11 protein-coding genes are annotated in these 18,744 nt (G+C 38.8%); 8 read left to right on the top strand and 3 right to left on the bottom strand.

Annotated elements, in window-relative coordinates:
- Positions 1–144: 144 nt before the first annotated feature.
- From H4J41_RS10420 to H4J41_RS10400, 5 genes are all read left to right on the top strand, one after another.
- Positions 145–1,491 carry a DASH family cryptochrome gene (locus tag H4J41_RS10420; protein ID WP_182138210.1) on the top strand — a complete coding sequence of 449 codons (1,347 nt, stop codon included), beginning with the start codon at positions 145–147 and terminating at the stop codon, positions 1,489–1,491.
- Positions 1,492–1,497: 6 nt separating this feature from the next.
- On the top strand, positions 1,498–3,081 hold the full coding sequence (locus tag H4J41_RS10415) for a cryptochrome/deoxyribodipyrimidine photo-lyase family protein (protein ID WP_259364522.1): 1,584 nt from the start codon (positions 1,498–1,500) through the stop codon (positions 3,079–3,081).
- Between the two features lie 6 nt (positions 3,082–3,087).
- The gene (locus H4J41_RS17825; RefSeq protein WP_182138211.1) at positions 3,088–3,300 is read left to right on the top strand and encodes a DUF2256 domain-containing protein; all 213 of its coding nucleotides are present in this window, start codon (positions 3,088–3,090) and stop codon (positions 3,298–3,300) included.
- Between the two features lie 55 nt (positions 3,301–3,355).
- On the top strand, positions 3,356–4,906 hold the full coding sequence (locus tag H4J41_RS10405; protein ID WP_182138212.1) for a cryptochrome/photolyase family protein: 1,551 nt from the start codon (positions 3,356–3,358) through the stop codon (positions 4,904–4,906).
- A 927-nt stretch (positions 4,907–5,833) separates the two neighbouring features.
- Positions 5,834–6,085, top strand: a complete 252-nt coding sequence (locus H4J41_RS10400) for a TIGR03643 family protein (RefSeq protein ID WP_146879395.1) — start codon at positions 5,834–5,836, stop codon at positions 6,083–6,085.
- A 246-nt stretch (positions 6,086–6,331) separates the two neighbouring features.
- On the opposite strand, the gene H4J41_RS10395 is transcribed toward H4J41_RS10400, so the two are convergent.
- The gene (locus tag H4J41_RS10395; RefSeq protein ID WP_182138213.1) at positions 6,332–7,477 is read right to left on the bottom strand and encodes a GGDEF domain-containing protein; all 1,146 of its coding nucleotides are present in this window, start codon (positions 7,475–7,477) and stop codon (positions 6,332–6,334) included.
- A 609-nt stretch (positions 7,478–8,086) separates the two neighbouring features.
- On the opposite strand from H4J41_RS10395, the gene H4J41_RS10390 reads away from it, so the two are divergent.
- The 3 genes from H4J41_RS10390 to H4J41_RS10380 all read left to right on the top strand — a co-directional run bounded on the left by H4J41_RS10390 (position 8,087) and on the right by H4J41_RS10380 (position 11,878).
- Positions 8,087–8,371, top strand: coding sequence for a hypothetical protein (locus H4J41_RS10390; RefSeq protein WP_182138214.1), 285 nt, complete (start codon positions 8,087–8,089; stop codon positions 8,369–8,371).
- Positions 8,372–8,943: 572 nt separating this feature from the next.
- Complete coding sequence (locus tag H4J41_RS10385) at positions 8,944–10,635, top strand: RluA family pseudouridine synthase (protein WP_182138215.1); 1,692 nt, start codon at positions 8,944–8,946, stop codon at positions 10,633–10,635.
- A 508-nt stretch (positions 10,636–11,143) separates the two neighbouring features.
- Entirely contained in the window at positions 11,144–11,878 is a 735-nt protein-coding gene (locus H4J41_RS10380; protein ID WP_182138216.1) for a PEP-CTERM sorting domain-containing protein, read from the top strand.
- Positions 11,879–12,474: 596 nt separating this feature from the next.
- On the opposite strand, the gene H4J41_RS10375 is transcribed toward H4J41_RS10380, so the two are convergent.
- The gene (locus H4J41_RS10375) at positions 12,475–12,942 is read right to left on the bottom strand and encodes a 2TM domain-containing protein (protein ID WP_182138217.1); all 468 of its coding nucleotides are present in this window, start codon (positions 12,940–12,942) and stop codon (positions 12,475–12,477) included.
- A 143-nt stretch (positions 12,943–13,085) separates the two neighbouring features.
- Positions 13,086–18,743 carry an ABC transporter substrate-binding protein gene (locus H4J41_RS10370; protein ID WP_182138218.1) on the bottom strand — a complete coding sequence of 1,886 codons (5,658 nt, stop codon included), beginning with the start codon at positions 18,741–18,743 and terminating at the stop codon, positions 13,086–13,088.
- Position 18,744: the final 1 nt, after the last annotated feature.

Raw genomic sequence — 18,744 nt, 5'->3', positions numbered from 1 at the left:
TGATCCGCTTGTTTGATAGTTAACTTACCGCCATTGCAGCGCTTAATTCAATGGCGGCAAGTTAAAGCCGGCGATAATCGAATTATTTTGATCTAAGCGCTAGCTTTATGCGTATAATTTTTTTTAACTAATTGAATTATATTCATGAAACGTACCTTATACTGGGTGAATAAAGATCTTCGTATCAATGACAACGCCGCGCTTAACTTAGCCAGTAAAAGTGATCGTCTGCTTTGTGTATATGTTGTTGATAAACAGTGCTTTGAAGTAAATAATTTTCAGTCAAAACCGTTAGGTGATATCAGGTGGCAATTTTTACAAGGCTGTTTAGATGATTTTAACGAGAGCTTATTAAAGCTTAGACAAGAGCTGTATATTGTTTATGGCGATACCTTATCGACCTTAACTCGGCTCTGTGAAAACTATCAAATTACTGATGTAATCACCACGAAATTACCCGGCACTTATGAAAATAGGCTTATTACTCAGCTTAATGAGCGCCTGCCTGAACTGACCATTAATCTGGTAGACCAATTTACTTTATTTACCGAAAACGCTTTGCCTTTTGAGCTAGAGCAATTACCGGTCAGTTATTCTAAATTTCGCAAAAAAATGGCTGAAGTCAGTATTTCCAAGCCAGAGCCAAGCGTGCAATCTCTGCCTAGCATGTTTGACACCCTACCGGCGCCAACTCTCTTTAAGCCTGAATGGCTACCTAGTGTAAGTGCTATAAAGGCCAAGCAGGGCTTTAAGTTTGAAGGGGGTGAACAACAAGGCTTAAAGCATCTTAGGCAATATTTTTCATCAAATTCCCCCGCCGAGTATAAGCAAGTCAGAAATAATTTAGACGGTTGGGAAAATAGCAGCAAGCTATCGCCGTGGTTAAATGCTGGCTGTATTTCTGTGCGCCAAGTGATGAATTACCTGACTGATTTTGAACAGCAGCAGGGCAAAAACAGTTCCACCGAATGCCTGTATTTAGAATTACTGTGGCGAGAGTACTATCAATGGGTACATGGTAAAATTGGCGCTAAAACCTACCAATTTAAAGGCATTGCTAAACATAAACCCCTAACAACATTCTATCCTGAACGCTTTAATAAATGGTGCTTAGGCAATACTCCTTATCCTTTGGTTAATGCCTTTATGCATGAGTTAAGACAAACCGGCTATTTAAGTAACCGAGGACGTCAAATTGTCGCCAGTTGCCTAGTGAATGAACTCAGTGTTGATTGGCGCTATGGTGCTGCCTGGTTTGAAGAGCAGTTAATTGATTATGACGCTGCGGTTAATTGGGGTAATTGGCAATACATCGCCGGTGTAGGTGTTGACCCTAGAGGTGGCAGACATTTTAATATTGAGAAGCAAACCACACTTTATGACCCTAATGGTGATTACCAAGCTAAATGGACGGATCAAAGTCAGCAAGCCACTCAAGCCAATCAAACACTAGACTCCGTAGATGCTTCAGATTGGCCGGTGCTACAGTAAGCTAGCATGGCAGCTAATACTGTGGCAGCTAATCTCGTGGCAACTAATAACCTGGTAACTAATAACCTGGCAGATAGTGCGGTCAATATTGTTTGGTTAAAGCGAGACCTGCGACTGAGCGATCATCAGCCGTTGAGCGCATCCATTCAGTCGGGTTTAACATTAGTGTATTACGTATTTGAGCCTTTATTAATCGCAGACCCTCATTACGACGAACGACATTGGCGTTTTATTTGGCAATCAATTGAAGATATTAACGCCCAGCTCAGCGCTTTTAATGCCCAGGTTTATGTTTATTTTGGTGATGCGCTTGCCGGCCTTAATGAAATTCAGCAGCGTTTTAACATTACCGGTTTATTTAGCCATGAAGAAGTCGGCTTGTTGTCTACTTTTGAGCGCGATAAAGCGGTTAACAAATGGTGTAAAGCACACAACATTGTTTGGCATGAAAGTGCTTCAGGCGCGGTAAGTCGCGGTAAAAAAAATAGACATAACTGGGACAAAGATTGGCGTAAGATCATGAAAGCTGAGTTATGTCAGCCAGCGCTATCTTGTAACACACTGGTAAGTAAACAATGTTTAGAGCAGTTACCTGAGTTTATTTTACCTGTATCCTGGTCAACACCTGACGAGTTCATGTTAAAAGGTGGTGAGCTTTGGGCGCAAAAAATGCTGCAGTCATTTTTGAATGGCCGAGGTAAAAACTATCATTTTGACATATCTAAACCGCAGGCAAGTCGTAAAAGTTGTTCACGGTTATCGCCTTATTTAGCTTGGGGCAATATAAGCTTAAGGCAGTTCTATCAAACCATTTTAACGAAAAGACCTCAAAGCGGTTGGAAAAGACCAATAGATGCACTGGCATCTCGCCTGCATTGGCATTGCCATTTTATACAAAAATTTGAAAGCGAACATCAAATGCAGTGGCGTCCGGTAAATAGAGCTTACAGTGATTTTAGCTATCCTGACCTTCATTGTGGTTTGAGTATTGAAACGCGATTAAATAAATGGAAGACGGCGCAAACAGGCTATCCGTTAGTTGATGCTTGCATGCTTTGTTTAATAAAAACCGGTTATATCAACTTTCGTATGCGCGCCATGTTAGTCAGCTTTCTATGCCATCATTTACTGCTAGATTGGCGTTTAGGCGTGAGGTATTTAGCGAAATTATTTCTCGATTTTGAACCAGGCATTCACTATCCACAATTTCAAATGCAGTCAGGGGTAACCGGCACTAATATCATTCGGGTTTATAATCCAGTGAAACAGTCATTGGAAAAAGATAAAGATGGCCTATTTATTAGAACATGGTTGCCACAATTATCAGAGTTGCCAAATGAAATTATTCATACCCCTTGGCAATTATCGCCTATGGAGCAGCAGCTTTATCAATGTCAATTAGACGAGACTTATCCTTTACCTATAGTGGATATCAATGAAACAGGGAAGATTGCCCGCGATTTACTCTGGGGTTTTAGAAAACGATTTGACAGTAAAAAAGAAGGTCAGCGCATTGTCGCAAAGCATGTTCGAACGGCTAAAAAACCGACGAAAGCCAGCAAGCCTAAACCCTTAGAAAAATTAATATGATCAACGATGCATAAAAAATTATTCTTAGCCCATAAAAATTGTCTGACCTGTAAAAAAGATTTTTTATGGCGCAAAAAATGGCAAGCCAATTGGGCGCATGTGTTGTATTGCTCAGAGCGATGTCGGCGTAATAAAAACACGATTAATAGTGCACTTGATAGCGCTCAATCGAGAGTCAAAAAAAGAGCTAAACTCAAATTAAACGTAAACTTAAACTAAACAAAGCGCTAAAGCTTGGCTCTAGCCAGCGTTCAAATAAAAGTAAGGTAAATTCATGACGGCAAAACATCTCAGGCTTATATTGGGTGATCAGCTCAACCCTATGCACACTTGGTTTGAACATATCGACGCTGATGTTGTTTATGTCATCGCTGAGCTTCACCAAGAGGCAAACTATACCAAGCACCATGTGCAAAAAATAAGTGCATTTTTTGCTGCCATGGCTAATTTTGCTCAAGACCTTGAAAGTAAAGGCCATCGGGTTTGTTACCTCACCTTAGATGACAGTGCAGCATATCAAGATCTTCCACAGCTGATAAAAGCATTAGTTGCACGTTATGCTTGTCAAAGCTTTACCTTTCAACGGCCTGACGAATACCGCTTACGGGCGCAATTAGCTGGCATGTCAGCGCAGTTAGCTTTACCTGTGGTTGAAGTCGACAGTGAACATTTTTTACTGCCCTTTGACGAATTACCTAATCATTTTAAAGCGGCAACGCACGTAAGAATGGAGAACTTTTATCGTTTTATGCGTAAGCGTTTTTCTATTTTGATGGCGGGCTTAAAGCCAGCAGGTGGTGCATGGAACTTTGACGCTAATAATCGTCAATCCTTTAAGCAAGCTGATCTCAAACTTATTCCCAAACCTTTGGTATTTGACAACTCAGCAGAGGAATATTTACAGCGTATAAAACAGCATAATATTAATACTATCGGGCATGAGTCGGCCAATGTGGCTTACCCCATTAATCGGCAACAATCCTTAGTGTTACTGGATTATTTTTGTCAACATCAGCTAGCTAATTTTGGCAATTTTCAGGATGCAATGACGGTAGCTTCGCCCTACGCTTGGAGTTTATATCACTCGCGGCTAAGCTTTTCACTTAACTGTAAAATGCTCAGCCCCATGGAGGTAATTGACACCGCGCTTATCGCTTACCAAGACTCTGAGGGTAAGATCACACTGGCGCAAATTGAAGGTTTTGTTAGGCAAATTCTAGGCTGGCGAGAATATGTTAGAGGTATGTATTGGGTGAATATGCCGAACTACGCAGAGCAGAATTTTTTAGGTGCTAAGCGCAACTTACCTGCTTTTTTCTGGAATGCGGACACTAAAATGCAGTGTTTAAAAAGCGCGATATCACAATCACTGGAGCATGCTTATGCCCACCATATTCAACGCTTAATGATCACAGGGAATTTTGCTTTGTTAGCCGGCATAGCACCTAGCCAAGTTGATGACTGGTATTTAGGCATCTACATAGACGCGATTGAATGGGTAGAGCTACCCAATACTCGCAGTATGGCGCTTTTTGCTGACGGTGGTTGGATAGCAACAAAACCTTATGCGGCAAGCGGCAACTATGTCAACAAAATGAGTGACTATTGTAAAAACTGTCATTATAAAGTGAAAGAAAAAGTCAGCTCAAATGCTTGCCCATTAAATAGTTTATATTGGAACTTTATCGACCAAAACTATGACAAGTTTGCCGCAAACCATCGCATGAGCTTCCCTATTCGTAACTGGGATAAAGTTGATCCAGCGCAAAAAATTGCCATCAGAGAAAAAGCGGCCGCGTTATTAAATGATTTAGACAAGTTATAGATATACTTAGTAGCGGTGTTTTTCAAGGCAGTTGTAGCGTAAATTAAACGCTTTATTGCACAACACCGTTTGACGATTTTTTGTAGGTCGGACTTTAGTCCGTCAACCGTTAAGCGGGCAATTAACGCAATGGAGCGCAATTTTCTTGTAGGCCGGACTTCAGTCCGTCAACCGTTAAGCAAGCGATTAACGTGATGGAACACAATTTTTTGTAGGTCGGACTTTAGTCCGTCAACCGTTAAACGGTCAATTAATGTCATGGGTTGACCAAATTTTGCAGCGAATATTATTCTGTTAAATAATTTCAATACCAAAAAAAGTTAAATTTCATTTAACCTGATGGACTAAAGTCCAACCTACATTTAAGCCCCATAGAAGCTGCGGGTAATCATATAGCGTTGGGCGATTTTTTTGTAGGTCGGACTTCAGTCCGTCAACCGTTAAACGGGCAATTAATGTCATGGGTTAACCAAATTTTGCAGCGAATATTATTCTGTTAAATAATTTCAATACCAAAAAAAGTTAAATTTCATTTAACCTGATGGACTAAAGTCCAACCTACATTTAAGCCCCATAGAAGCTGCGGGTAATTATATAGCGTTGGGCGATTTTTTTGTAGGTCGGACTTCAGTCCGTCAACCGTTAAGCGAGCGATTAACCTTTATTTTCACTCGGTACTTTTATTATTTTTCACCTATCACATTGATTTATTTTAATATTGAAAGCAATGGGTAACACTAAAGTGATAAATTATCTTAAGTTCATATGAGTGAATTTATATGAGTGAATGCAAAAACAGTCGTAACCAGTATCGCTTAGGCTTTATGCCAACGTAGAACAGGCAAAATAACTAACGGGGAATTGGTCTTTTCTTATCTGTTATCCGTATAGCTAGAAAACTTATTGACCAATGTTAGGATAGCTTTTATGGCATTTTTGATGGACGAAGAATCAAGAATTATAGAAATGGCCTGGGAAGACCGAACTCCCTTTGAAGCGATAGAGCATCAGTTCAACTTACGAGAGCCCGAAGTGATCAAATTTATGCGTAGTCACTTAAAGCCAAAAAGCTTTAGGTTATGGCGTAAAAGGGTCGGTGGTCGTGCGACAAAACACCTGCAACTTCGAAGTGACGATGTAACAAGAGGTTACTGCCCAACACAATACAAGCAGCGTTGATGCAAAAAAACTAAGGATTAACGTTGCTAGTATAGCGTAATGACGATTTTACTTTGGCTAGCTAAGTAAATCCTAGGTTACAATGATAGGTTATCTAGCGACCTAAAAATTTATTCATTAAGCCCTAAAGCCCTAGAACATTAAAACGCTAACCGTTGCTGATTTTTTGTTAAACTGCATTAAATTACCTGCATTTAAGCACCAAACACTCAATACTAAGGATCAGTAACGACTACGGAACAGTGGTTAAATAGTTTTTAAACAGTGTTGGTTTCTGCCATTTTCTTTTGCTTCATATAAATATTCGTCAGCTATTTTAACCAGTTTATCACTGGAGATTTTAGTACCTTTAGTTTTTAACGCCGCTCCGACAGAGACTGACGTTTTAAGAATTTTGCCATTATTATTCAAGTTTAAATTTGCCACACTCTCGACTATTTCTAAACACGTTTCTTCAAGTTTTGCTCTATTTACCCCATAGAGAATCACTGCAAATTCATCGCCACCTATGCGAAAGCCAATGTCTTCAGTACGACGACATTTGTTCTTTATGACGCGAGCTAGCTTTTTTAAAACCTCATCACCCATGCTATGTCCGCAAGAGTCGTTAACTATTTTAAAATAATCTGCATCAATAAAAATTAAACCTAGGGCCGCATTGTCACGCACGGCAATTGCATTTAATCTTACTATTTGTTCTTGAAATGATCTTCTGTTGTTGAGTTTTGTTAATCCGTCTGTGATCGACTCGTTGTAAAGACGATTGATTAATAGATAATTTTTATAGAGCGTTTTTTGGCCGGTTAGATTAACCATAAGACAAATACATGCAACAACAATAAGAATTATCAGCATGAATATTAAGTCGTTTAATGGGTGGTTTAAGTGAATATTTACCGTTGTAAATACGCAGAGAATAATCACAGTGGCTATGCCTGCAGGTTTGATCGGCAGCACCATAAGTAAGCAGCCAAACATTATAATGAGTACTAAACCAAGCTGAGGAAATGAAAAACCATTTATGTCAGAAATATAATAGATGAAGGTGTGATTTAAGCCCACAGCCAAGTAGATAAACAATATTAATAATATGTTTGAACGTATCGTTATCGGGGGCTTGAACCAATAAATGAAATTTAAATACAATAAGGGCAGTATTACGAAAAATAGTCTAGATGTTAGTGTTAATAGGTATATTTCACTGGGAAATTTAACTACATCCATAATCGAAAATGCTAGGTATAAGAGCAATCCAGCGATTAAAGCCCCACGCCTAACGTTTAAGCATTGCGACATCAAAAAATGGGAGAACTTCTCTCTATTATCAGTCTGCTTGTTATTACCCGGAACTGCTGTATTCATATAAAACTTTAATCCATATCTATATTGCATAGTTTTTTGTTTATTGCGAACCAATCGACTATGTAATAACTTCAAAGATTTTAAATAAAAATATTATAATTATACTTTTTTAAATCTTTTACAATTTGTAACACTTTTATTTTGAGAGTGCAATTTAATGGCATATTAAAACTATGCTTCTAAAATGGTCAAGTATTATCTACACAGTGTTAAGAGTTGCAAAGCCTTAATGAATGCTAATAATAATCAGTCAGGCTAGTAGTTAACTCATTATTAACAGCTTCGCCATTTTAGCAATCATTTATTTAACTATTCAGTAGACCTGCGTAGTTGTATTTAATTTTCCTTGCTGTCGTTTCTTCGCGGCTAAACCCGTTTGAAATAGTAACTTAACAATGCACTGGAATAAGGCAGATAAAAAATTATTGGCGTGAATTTAAATTTGTGGCCAAAACTAGTCGGCGATAAACCTCAATTAACTATATTACAAACATCATTAGTCAATGGCTGAAAAGTAATGCAAACTAGCAAACAACTCAAGCGAACTAGTTAATTGCTAGCTTATTTTCATTTCGCAGCATATTTTAGTCAACATAATCAGTCCATTAATTGGGCATATACTTCCTCTGGATAGATATTATGAATTTAGATAAATCAACAAAACGTATAGCAAAAAAAGTTAAGGCAGGTTTTCAGGGCTACCCTCAAATTACCTTGGCATATTTTGGCGAAGCTGAAGATTGTGCGACACAAGTAGTGGTTAGTTTTATGTTAGAAGCCGGTGCTGATGCTCAGGAAGAACGTTTTTCTAGCAAAGGTGACATCAGAAAAGACGAAACTATTCAAACGACTATAGTAAAAGTTATTGAACGGGCAGAGGCAAAAACGGTTATAGAAGTGGCGGGTGTGGCAAAAATTAAATAACAGCAGTTAATTATGCCAACTGTTCGCTAGGGTGATATTGCTAAAAGTACTACTCGTACTTAGTGCTCAGTAATCGGTTAGAGCTCATTTATAGCTAAATTATTGCTAAGTTAAAGCTAAGTTATAACAGCACAAGTTAGCCTAAATCAGCGCTGCAGGCAGCTTATAGACAAAACAATAAAACCCAGCACAAACACAACAACTATCTCACTATCATCAAAACAGTTTGTTGTGTGTAATGGCAAGAGTTTTAGCATTTTAGGTTAAACCTATCTGTTGCAAGTTAATGGCTGCGATAGCCGTTAAAGTAGTATTTTTTAGTGTTTAGGCTTTTACTTAAAAAATTCTTTGCCACAGGTCAATTTTTTATGGCGGCGTCGGTAGTGATTTAGCCAGCATTTATCGCTATAAATGCTGGCTAGGCTTTAGCATATCGAGCTTGAGCATGCGCTGCATAGTCTTTAACATCAATTTATCAAGATTACGCCAGATCAGGTTATTTAGTGAGATAATGATGATTATGTTATTATCTTGACTAATTGCCTTATTGAACATTTAATCATTATATTGCCATGACAAATCTTGCCCCTTGCTTTACGTTATTCTCCCAAGCTGTTGACTCTATAACGCTGCCAGAAAAGTTTACTTTCCCCTTTTATTACCAACCACAACCGTTAGCAGTTAAAGCCGTTGAGCAGTTACAGCAACAGCTTGAAATGCTGCCACAATGGCTGGAGAAAACAGTATTAAATGCGTCAGTTGAATCAAAAAAAACCAATGCTGGAAAAATGTTTGGTGTGTTGGTTGTGCAAAACAATCAGCAGGAGTTAGGCTTTTTAAGTGCTTATTCTGGGCAACTTGAGGACAATACGGCGGATATTAACTTTGTGCCTGCAGTGTCAAATATGCAACTGCAAGACGCTGCCTTTTTGGCAGAAAATCGCATTATCAATAATATTAATGCCGAAATTGAGCAGTTAGCGCATAGCGAGCCGCTGAGGGTTATTAATAACCAGCTTAGTGCGGCGACAGCAAGTTATCAGCAAGAGTTAATAGCGCAGCAAAGTTTAATGGTAGCGAGTCGTCTGCAAAGAAAACAACAACGCAGCGAAGCTATTGATCGACTCGCGGAGCACGACTTTGAAGAGTTAAAAACAAATTTAGCTGGGCAAAGCATTCAAGAAAAAAAGCAACTGCAAGCGCTAAAGCAATCTTGGCAAGACCAACTCGACTTATTGCAGCAAGCACTAGCGAGTATTACCAGTGAAATTAACAAGTTAAAAAAACTGAGAAAATCACGCTCGAAAAATTTACAGAAAAAACTTTTTGCTCAGTACCAATTTCTCAATGCTAAGGGCGAGGCTAAAGACTTAAATGCCATTTTTGCTGAGCTACCTGATCATACTCCACCGGCTGGCGCGGGTGATTGCGCTGCGCCTAAACTATTACAATATGCTTATCAACATAACTTAAAACCACTCGCTATGGCTGAGTTTTGGTGGGGCGCTGCGCCAAAATCGGCTATTAGACAACACAAAAATTATTATCCGTCTTGTTACAGTAAATGTCAGCCCATTTTGACCCATATGCTGCAAGGTTTACAAGTTGATGATAATCCGCTGCTGATCAACCCTGCACTGGGTAAAGATCTAGCCATTGTTTATCAAGACGCAGATATGTTGGTGGTTAATAAGCCGGCCGAATTTTTGTCAGTGCCAGGTAGAAACATTGAAGACTCGGTTTATTCACGTATTAAAAGTCAATTCCCACAGGCCTCTGGGCCAATTATTGTCCATCGTTTAGATATGTCGACCTCAGGTTTGTTAATTATTGCTCTTAATAAAGTAGCCCATAAAGCGCTGCAAAAACAGTTTATTGAACGCACCATAGAAAAACGCTATGTCGCTTTGGTTGATGGAAATATTGTCGCAGAAAGTGGCAGTATTGACTTACCACTGACCTTAGATTTTGATGATAAACCACGGCAAATGGTTTGTTATCAACACGGCAAACACGCGCTAACCACATGGCGAGTACTTGAACGAAAAAATAACACCACACGACTGCACTTGTTCCCTAAAACTGGGCGAACGCATCAACTTAGAGTGCATTGTGCTCATAAAATGGGCTTGAATATGCCAATCGTTGGCGATGACCATTATGGTTTAAAAGCAAATCGCTTACATTTACATGCCGAGTATTTGTCATTTTGTCATCCCATTAATGAGACTAAACTAGTATTTGAAGTCGCGGCTGATTTTTAGTGAAAAATTCTGCATAAACTTTGGGTTTGATCACTGACGAATAAAAGCTAATTAGCCTATAAATTAATAACAGCTAAGTGATGGGATTTGGCTCTATTAGTTTAAATCGTATGGTTGTTAACCGATTAAGTTGAATTGGCTTAAGCTAGAATTCAGCTTAATCGCTTGCCAATGAGACTATTAAATCGAAGATATCAGATCATATTTTGTATACTTAAAATAAAGCACAATGCCTGCGCCAAACCTTTTCAGAACTCTTGCCAAATTTTTATAAGACAAATTTCAGCACTGCTGCTAAAGCAGTATATGAAATAGCGATTAAAATTTAGTGCGAGCAAAAAATAACTAATTCACTTGCTATAAATTTTACCGCACTAGCTTTGGCTTGTGTATTGGCAAAGCCTGACCTACATTCATTTAAGTAGCGTATTTTAATGCTTAAGTATGTCCACGATGGAATTATATAATTAAGTAAATAACTAAGTATATAACTAAGAGGGAACTTAAAATGTTAAAAAAAATATTAGTGAAAAAATTTGGACTTGGCTTAGTATTATCGAGTCTCAGTTTGCTTTGTGCTCAAACTCAGGGCGCTATAATAACCAGTTTTGATACTGGCGTTGATGTTGAAGTCTCATCTACATTTTCTGTCAATGAATTTGAAACAGAATTTTTTGATAGTCAAGTTTTTGTAGACGGCAGTGCATCTGGAGGCGCAAGTGGTAGTGATGATTTTGGCCCAGTTATTCTTGATTCTGATGAGGTTGGTTTAGTCAGCGCTGCGGCTGATGGCCAAGTAAACGGTATGGGAGGGTTTGTTCAGAGTTCCTGGGAAACAGATGGATATTTATTTTTTGAGAATAATACCGGCTCAGATATTTCTGTCAATGTGCTTTTTGCTATCACTTGGTTTGCAGAAATTTTTACTGCTAGCAGTGACGAAGAAGCCTATGCTACCGCGGGTTTTTTTATTGAAGATAGTTTTGGCGACATGGTTTTTGAAGATTTTATTGAATTGGACAGTCTTATTAAAGGGACTGGAATCTTTAATGATAGCGATTATTTTCAAGTCAATTTCAATTTTGTTTTAGCTGATGGCGATTTCGAAGAATATTATTTTATCGCAGATAGTTTTGGCTTTGCTGAAAGTCCACAAGCCGTTCCTGAGCCTAAAGGTCTATTTTTAGCTGGCTTAGCGCTTTTATTTGCGTTTCGACAACGTAAACTTAATGGCATAGTATAAGTACATAAAAACCAATGCGTGGTACGCATCTCACTTTGTTGTTGATTGACCAAGTATTACCTATGTATTTATCTCAATTATGGTAATACTTAGTCATTACTGAGTAATGTTTATTAGACTTAAGGCACATCAAGATTCTGTTTATGTGGCAAGGGTGAATATACAATTAGGCTTAGTTTAAAGACTTTTCACCTACGTTATTGTCTGTTAAGAGGTGTCGGGTTATGTCTTGTATTTTTCATACTTAAGATAAAACACAAAACCTGAGCCACACTTTATCTAGAGTACTATACACGTTCCGCTCAAGGAGCAGTGTCAGAGCTAAGCTCCCTATGGGCAAGCCGATAAAGGGTCATCTAAGGCGTTATGAATTTCGACAATATTCCCACATAGATGTGGGTTATTAGAGTCACACCGGAGCAGTTGCGAGAACAACTATTCTCTTCAACCCATGCCTAGTAGCTAACCCTTTCTCAGTTTGCTGAAGTCTGCATCTTGAAGTTGAGCGGGTATATACCTGCTCCTTGATTTATTGCTTCTGCATACAACAAGATCACAAACTAAACGGAACGGGTATTACTTGATTTTTAGGGGCTTTAAAGTTTTTTACCTAGCCTTTTTTCAATTTGTTTCTTTTCCCAATCAGCACCAAAAAAGCTATATAGCTCAAAGACACTAATGCCGTGAGATATTAGCCCTACACCCCAGCCAAACGCCGCCCACCAAGCCCAATAATACCCAGGGCTAGTTAAAAAATTAACTAAAAATAAAGCGAGAATTATCACCGTATAATTAATCAGGTGACTGTAAAATCCTTTAATGTCTCTAACATGATCGATAATACGACTTTCTTCTGCACTATAGTTGTCTGAGCTATTCATATTTTCTTTCTCCAGCAATTCATCAAGTTCAATTTCAAAAACAGCAGCAAGAGATTTTAGTGATTCCAAGCCTGCTTTTTGGCCTCGTTCAATGCGTTGGATAGTTCTTATATTTAAGCCACTGAACTGGGCTAGTTGCTCTTGAGACCATGCTCGTTTAAGTCTTAACTGTCGAACCATCATTTACTTCTCCTTGTAACTGTTCTGATTGAATTATTCATTACTAGATAAATTTTTACTACGACTTTTACCCGACAATTTACTGACAGTACTTAAAATTCAATGAGTTATGTCTGCTGTGTCTTTTATGTTGTTGGTTGATTAGTTTATGAATAAATATTAATGTCCTTCAGTAGTTCCGCCGCATCGTCAAATTCATAAACTTCAATTTTTGCCCTAATGTCTTTTAGTGCTTGGTGATAGCTTTGCTGTTGGCTCATTGCTAGCAAGGTATGAATGCTATCAATAGCGGCAACATCACAATGTTCTACATCAATAATCAATTGCGCCATAAGTGTTTTGCAGGCTGACACATTGAACTTTATATCAGCAGGCTCTTGATGCTCTAGCGGTGCTAGCGCAAGTTCAATACGACTAAGTTCATCTTGGCACTGTGTTAACAGCAGTGGTTTTATATCACGCTGGACAGCGTTGTTTTCTAGCTGTTGGCATAGCGCGTAAAGTGCTGTTGCGCCAATATTGCCAGCGACACCTTTTAAGGTATGTGCCAGTAATTCTATTTGAGCAAAGTCATGGTTGTTTAATGCCACGGAAATGGGTGCCATAGCATTTGCATAGTTAGTTTTAAATTTAAGCAATAAGCGTAGATACAAGTCGTGATTATTTTGCGCTATCGCTAAACCTGCTTTTATGTCGATGCCGTTGAGTTCAGGAATAGCCATTTGCTGATTTTTATCAGCTAATGGCTGAGCTCTATCGTCTGTTGTCCTCGCTATTTTATCTAACGTATTGGCATTATTTGTATTATTTGTACTCTTGGGTCTCACCCACTTTGTCAATTTGACAAATAGTTCATCGGTATTGATGGGTTTGCCAATATGTTCATTCATGCCTGAGTCTAAGGCTTTTTGACGATCGCCCGCCATGACATTAGCGGTCATCGCTATAATAGGTAAATCGATAAATCGTGGGTCTTGACGTAATTCTCGTGTGGTGGTGTAGCCGTCTTTAATAGGCATTTGGCAGTCCATTAACACACAGTCAAAGTGTTGATGGTTAAGGCGGTCTATGGCTTCTTGGCCGTTATTGGAGACCACCACTTCAATACCATGATGCGTTAATAACTCAGTCGCTAATTCTTGATTTATTTCATTATCTTCTACCAGTAATATTCTTGCACCCTGAAGTGTATTTATGGCCAAGGGGACTTCACGCAGGGAAGCATTATATGGCTCACTACGCAGGTTTTCCTGAGCCAAAGCTAGCAATAAACTGTCGAGTAAATTAGACGAGGTTATGGGTTTACAAAGTGTGGAGTATTGCTCATTACCTTTAAGTGCAAGCTCCGACATTTTTTGCTTGTTAGGGAGAATATGTAATATCGGCAAACCTATGCTAGCAGCGAGTATTAAGCCTAAGTCGTTACAGTGTTGATTGTCACTGCAATTGATCAGGTCGAATATTATGACATCAAAAACCTTGTTTTTGTTTTTTAGCTCTGGCAGCGCTTCGGCGACAGAGTTGAAATTTTCGACGAGAAAGCCCGAAGACGTTAACATCCGCTGTAAAATAGTTTTATAGATTTTATTGTCGGTGATTAAAGCGATGGTTAAACCTTCAACTGAGGTTAAATTAGTTTTTTTAGCGTTTATATCTTCCGATGACTGGCTTTGGTAGCTAAGGGTAAAATGAAATTGACTGCCCTTATCTTCTTCGCTTTCTAACCATATTTCACCACCCAATAATTCAACAAGGCGCTTGCAAATCGCTAATCCTAAACCGGTTCCGCCATATTTTCGTGTTGTTGAGGCGTCTGCCTGACTGAAGGATTGAAATAATTTTTTTTGTTGCTGCGCACTCATCCCTATGCCAGTGTCACAAATAGAAAATTTTAAGGTAACGTTATCGTCACGCTTACTGAGACATGAAACGTGAATTTTTATTTGCCCTTGTTCAGTGAACTTAGCAGCATTACTGCCAAGGTTAGTTAATATTTGGCTCAGGCGCAGTGGGTCACCAATAAGGTTAATGGGGACGGTATTTTCAACATCAAAAATCAACTCAGTTTGTGTCTCGTTCAGCTTATCGACTAACATCATACTGAGGTTATCGAGAATATCATCTAAGCAAAACGGGATAGATTCAATGTCGAGTTTATTGGCTTCAATTTTTGAAAAGTCTAAAATATCATTAACGATACCTAGCAAGGATTCGGCCGCGAGATTGACCTTGGCAATATGATTTTTTTGTTCGGGTGTTAAATCGGTTTTCAATGCTAACGCCGACATACCAATAATAGCATTCATTGGTGTGCGTATTTCATGTGACATATTGGCTAAGAAATTTGATTTAGCTTTAACCGCTTCTTCTGCTAATGCTTTGGCATGAGCCAATGTTTGCTCGGCCATTTTTTGTTCACTGATATCAACAAAGGTACCTAATAAGCCGCCCGTGCAGCCATCAGCTTTAGCAAAGCTTTTTACCCAATACATGGTGGTATGTTCTAAGCCATCGGCGTAAACCAGCGGTATTTCTTTTCGCACCATGCCCATTGAGTCAATAACTGCCTTGTCTTCTGTTTGGTAGGCTTTTCGGTCTGCTAATGGCAAATAGGCGAGGTCTAGTACGGTTTTACCAATAATATCCGCTCTTTTAACATTAAAGGTTTGTTCATAGGCTTTGTTAACGTTAGTAAATTTCAAGTCAGGGTCTTTAACAAAAATCGGGTATGGAATGGTATCAGCCAGTGCTTGTTGGAAAAGCAGATGCTCAGCCAATGCCGCGTCACGGTTTTTGCGTTTGGTGATGTCTCGAATAATGGCAACAATAAAGCGATCATTATGAATATCGACGGCGCTAACGGTGACTTCTGCAGAGAATTCACTACCGTTTTTACGTCTACCGTTAAGCTCGATGAGCTTTTTCTCTAGGGTAGGTTCGTGCAATAAGTGGTGAAAAATATGTAAGCTTGTTTCTTCTGGTAATAATCGCTCAATTTTTTCGCCAATAAGCTCAGCTTTTTCGTAGCCAAACATGCTTAATACTTGCGAGTTAACAATGCTGTGCTCTCGATGTTTATCTAACATCAATATGGCATCAGGTGCTGACTCCATTAAGGCGGCAAATTGTGCTTTGGCGGCATTTTTTTGCGTCACATCGATTAACGTTAACCGCACTTCGGTTAATTTATTATCGTCATCATAAACCGGCAGGGCAGACATCATAGTGTCGATAGTTTTTTTGTCATTTATTTTGACTGGTACTTCACACTCTAAAAGCCGAGATTTAGTCTGAAATATTTGGTGCACGTAATGGGCTGGCGCAACAAAGCTTTGCCAATTTAAGGAGGAAAACGTGCCTCTTGGGCGTTTAAACATTTGTGCGAAGACAAAATTGTGTTTAATAAACTCGCCTTGAGCGTTTAAGGTCGCATAAGCCACTGGCGCATGTTCATATAACTGCCACATTGCACGTTCGCGTTGATGTAATTCAGCGGTACGTTGTGCAACAAGTTGCTCTAATTCTGCTTTCGAGTGGCGCATATATTTTGTTGAACGTTGGCCAACCGTGAGTGTAAATACGTTAGACGTTAAGGTTAATAGTAAGGTAATAACAGCAATTAACATCAATTCATTACGCAGTGAACTTACGCCCCCCATGGCTTCATCTGCATTAATTTCGGTTGCAATACCAAAGCCGTACTGATTGTTCCATAACCAAGCACCATAAACGGTGACACCGCGATAGTCGTTATACCCCAAGACATTACTGGCAATTTTATGATCTGTGATCAAGCTAATGTTGTCTGAACGGGCATTATTGATCAATTGGTTTGCCATAAAAGTAAAGGGTAATTGCTGGCTGTTAATCACGGCATCAGGGTTTTTCATGACATTAATCTGTGGGTCTTTAAGTGTGATCATTTGCTTATTTTTGCTGTGTTCTTGAAAATAGTTTAGTGATGATAATTCAGCATCAAAGCGACTTTTTGAGAGCATTTGGCCTAATCGACTGACTAAGTAGCTTTCGCCTGAGGCGCCAATGCGACCTTGCTGTATAATAGTAGAGATTTGGCCACTGACTTGAATGCTAATGGATAATGCCGCAATAACCTGATCTTTTTCATCGAGGATCGGCGTGATCATATACATATTGTATTGATCTATCGTGTTGGCCGAATGGCTAAGTGAGTGCTTAACACCAGAGTTTATTGAAGGCACAAAACGACTTTTTCCAGCAAAAACAGCAGTGATAATCTCGGGGTGTTGTTGGGCTATTAGGTTAGTTTTACCTAGGCGGTCATTGTCATCAGCGCTAATGTTGATGAAGTCTTGATTAATAACTGAAAAACCTTGGTTTTCAAGACTCGTTTGGCGCAAGTATTGGCGAATATTTTGCTGTGATTTTGTTTTGATGAGTGTGTCGTTTAACTGGGATTGCAACAGTAAGCTTTTAGTGAGATTAACTAATGTGTCATCTTTAGCTATTTGTTTTAATAGGTTTTCTTGCTCACTTAACCAATCATTGAGTCTATTTTTTGTTGCTTCAACGACAAATTCAAGATTTTTTTTGATATTGGCTTGGCTGATTTTTTCATTGTCTTGCAAGGATAAGTAAATAACACTAAAAATAATGGCGATATTTAATATCGATACGGTATGGACGATAAAGGGGAATTTTTTTGATGCCATAAAGGAGGCTAGGTGTTGTTCACTAACTAATCTTGGTAGCAGCAGTGTTGAAAAAATTAATAACAGTGAAATTATTACCATGACAATAATTAATGACGTACTGCTATTAATGGCAAGTTGTTTAGGCGCAAAGCTGCTTAAGGCGTCTTCTAGTAATAGATTGGTGGGGATGAAAGGCTTATCTATCATGCCCAGTTGATAATAAATCTCAGCTATTTTTTCCATGCGGGTGCGGGCGATTGAGCCAAGAGGAATAAATTTAGCTAAAATTATTTTACTAATTTCGTCAGCTTCAAAAGCTAAGTGGCGATAAGACTTGTTTTGGCTATTATATTTTTCTGCAATTAATTTAATGATTTCTGCTTTATGATTGAGCGCATATTGCCAACCTTTTATGGTTGCTTGACGCATTGCTTGTACACGTTGAGGGTTGTTTTTTACCTCTGACTCACTGGTGAAAAGATTGTCGCCATAAAAATCAATACCGTAGTCTCTTGGGCTAATGGTTAATATATCAATATTTGCTTGGTCAAATTCAAAGGGCTCATTAGTGTCATAAATTAAAATAGCATCGGTTTTACCGGTAATTAACGCTGAAAATCTGTCACTTTGTTCTTGCCAAGTAAAGGCTGACATATCTTGTTCTGCTTGCATAAGCATGGCAGTAATAGGGGCAAAATTTTTCAATCTTGTATCTATCATGATGCGCTTACCAATCAGATCAAATGGACGGGCAATGCGAGAAGATCTTAATGTGGCGATAGTCGCCGGTGAATGTTGAAATATTTGTGCGACAATAACAACAGGTTTGCCATTATTTTTCGCGACAATTAAACTTGAGTCATTGATGCCATAATCGGCCCTGCCGTCGATGACATAATCTTCAATGGGGCTTGAACCTTTGAATTCTCTTAACTCTACCTCTAAGCCCAATGCTCGATAAAAGCCTTGCTCTTTGGCTGCGTAATAGCCGGCATATTGAAATTGATGCAGCCAGTTGAGCTGAATAGAAACTTTATCAAGTTCTTGCCCTAAACCTTGGCCACTAAAAATGAAAGATAAAGTACAGACTATGGTGATTAAGCTGTTTTTAATGCTGAAAAAATTTAACATA

The organism is Colwellia sp. MB3u-45, from assembly GCF_014077005.1.
GTDB lineage: Bacteria > Pseudomonadota > Gammaproteobacteria > Enterobacterales > Alteromonadaceae > Cognaticolwellia.
This window is presented reverse-complemented; position numbering and strand designations above follow the sequence as displayed.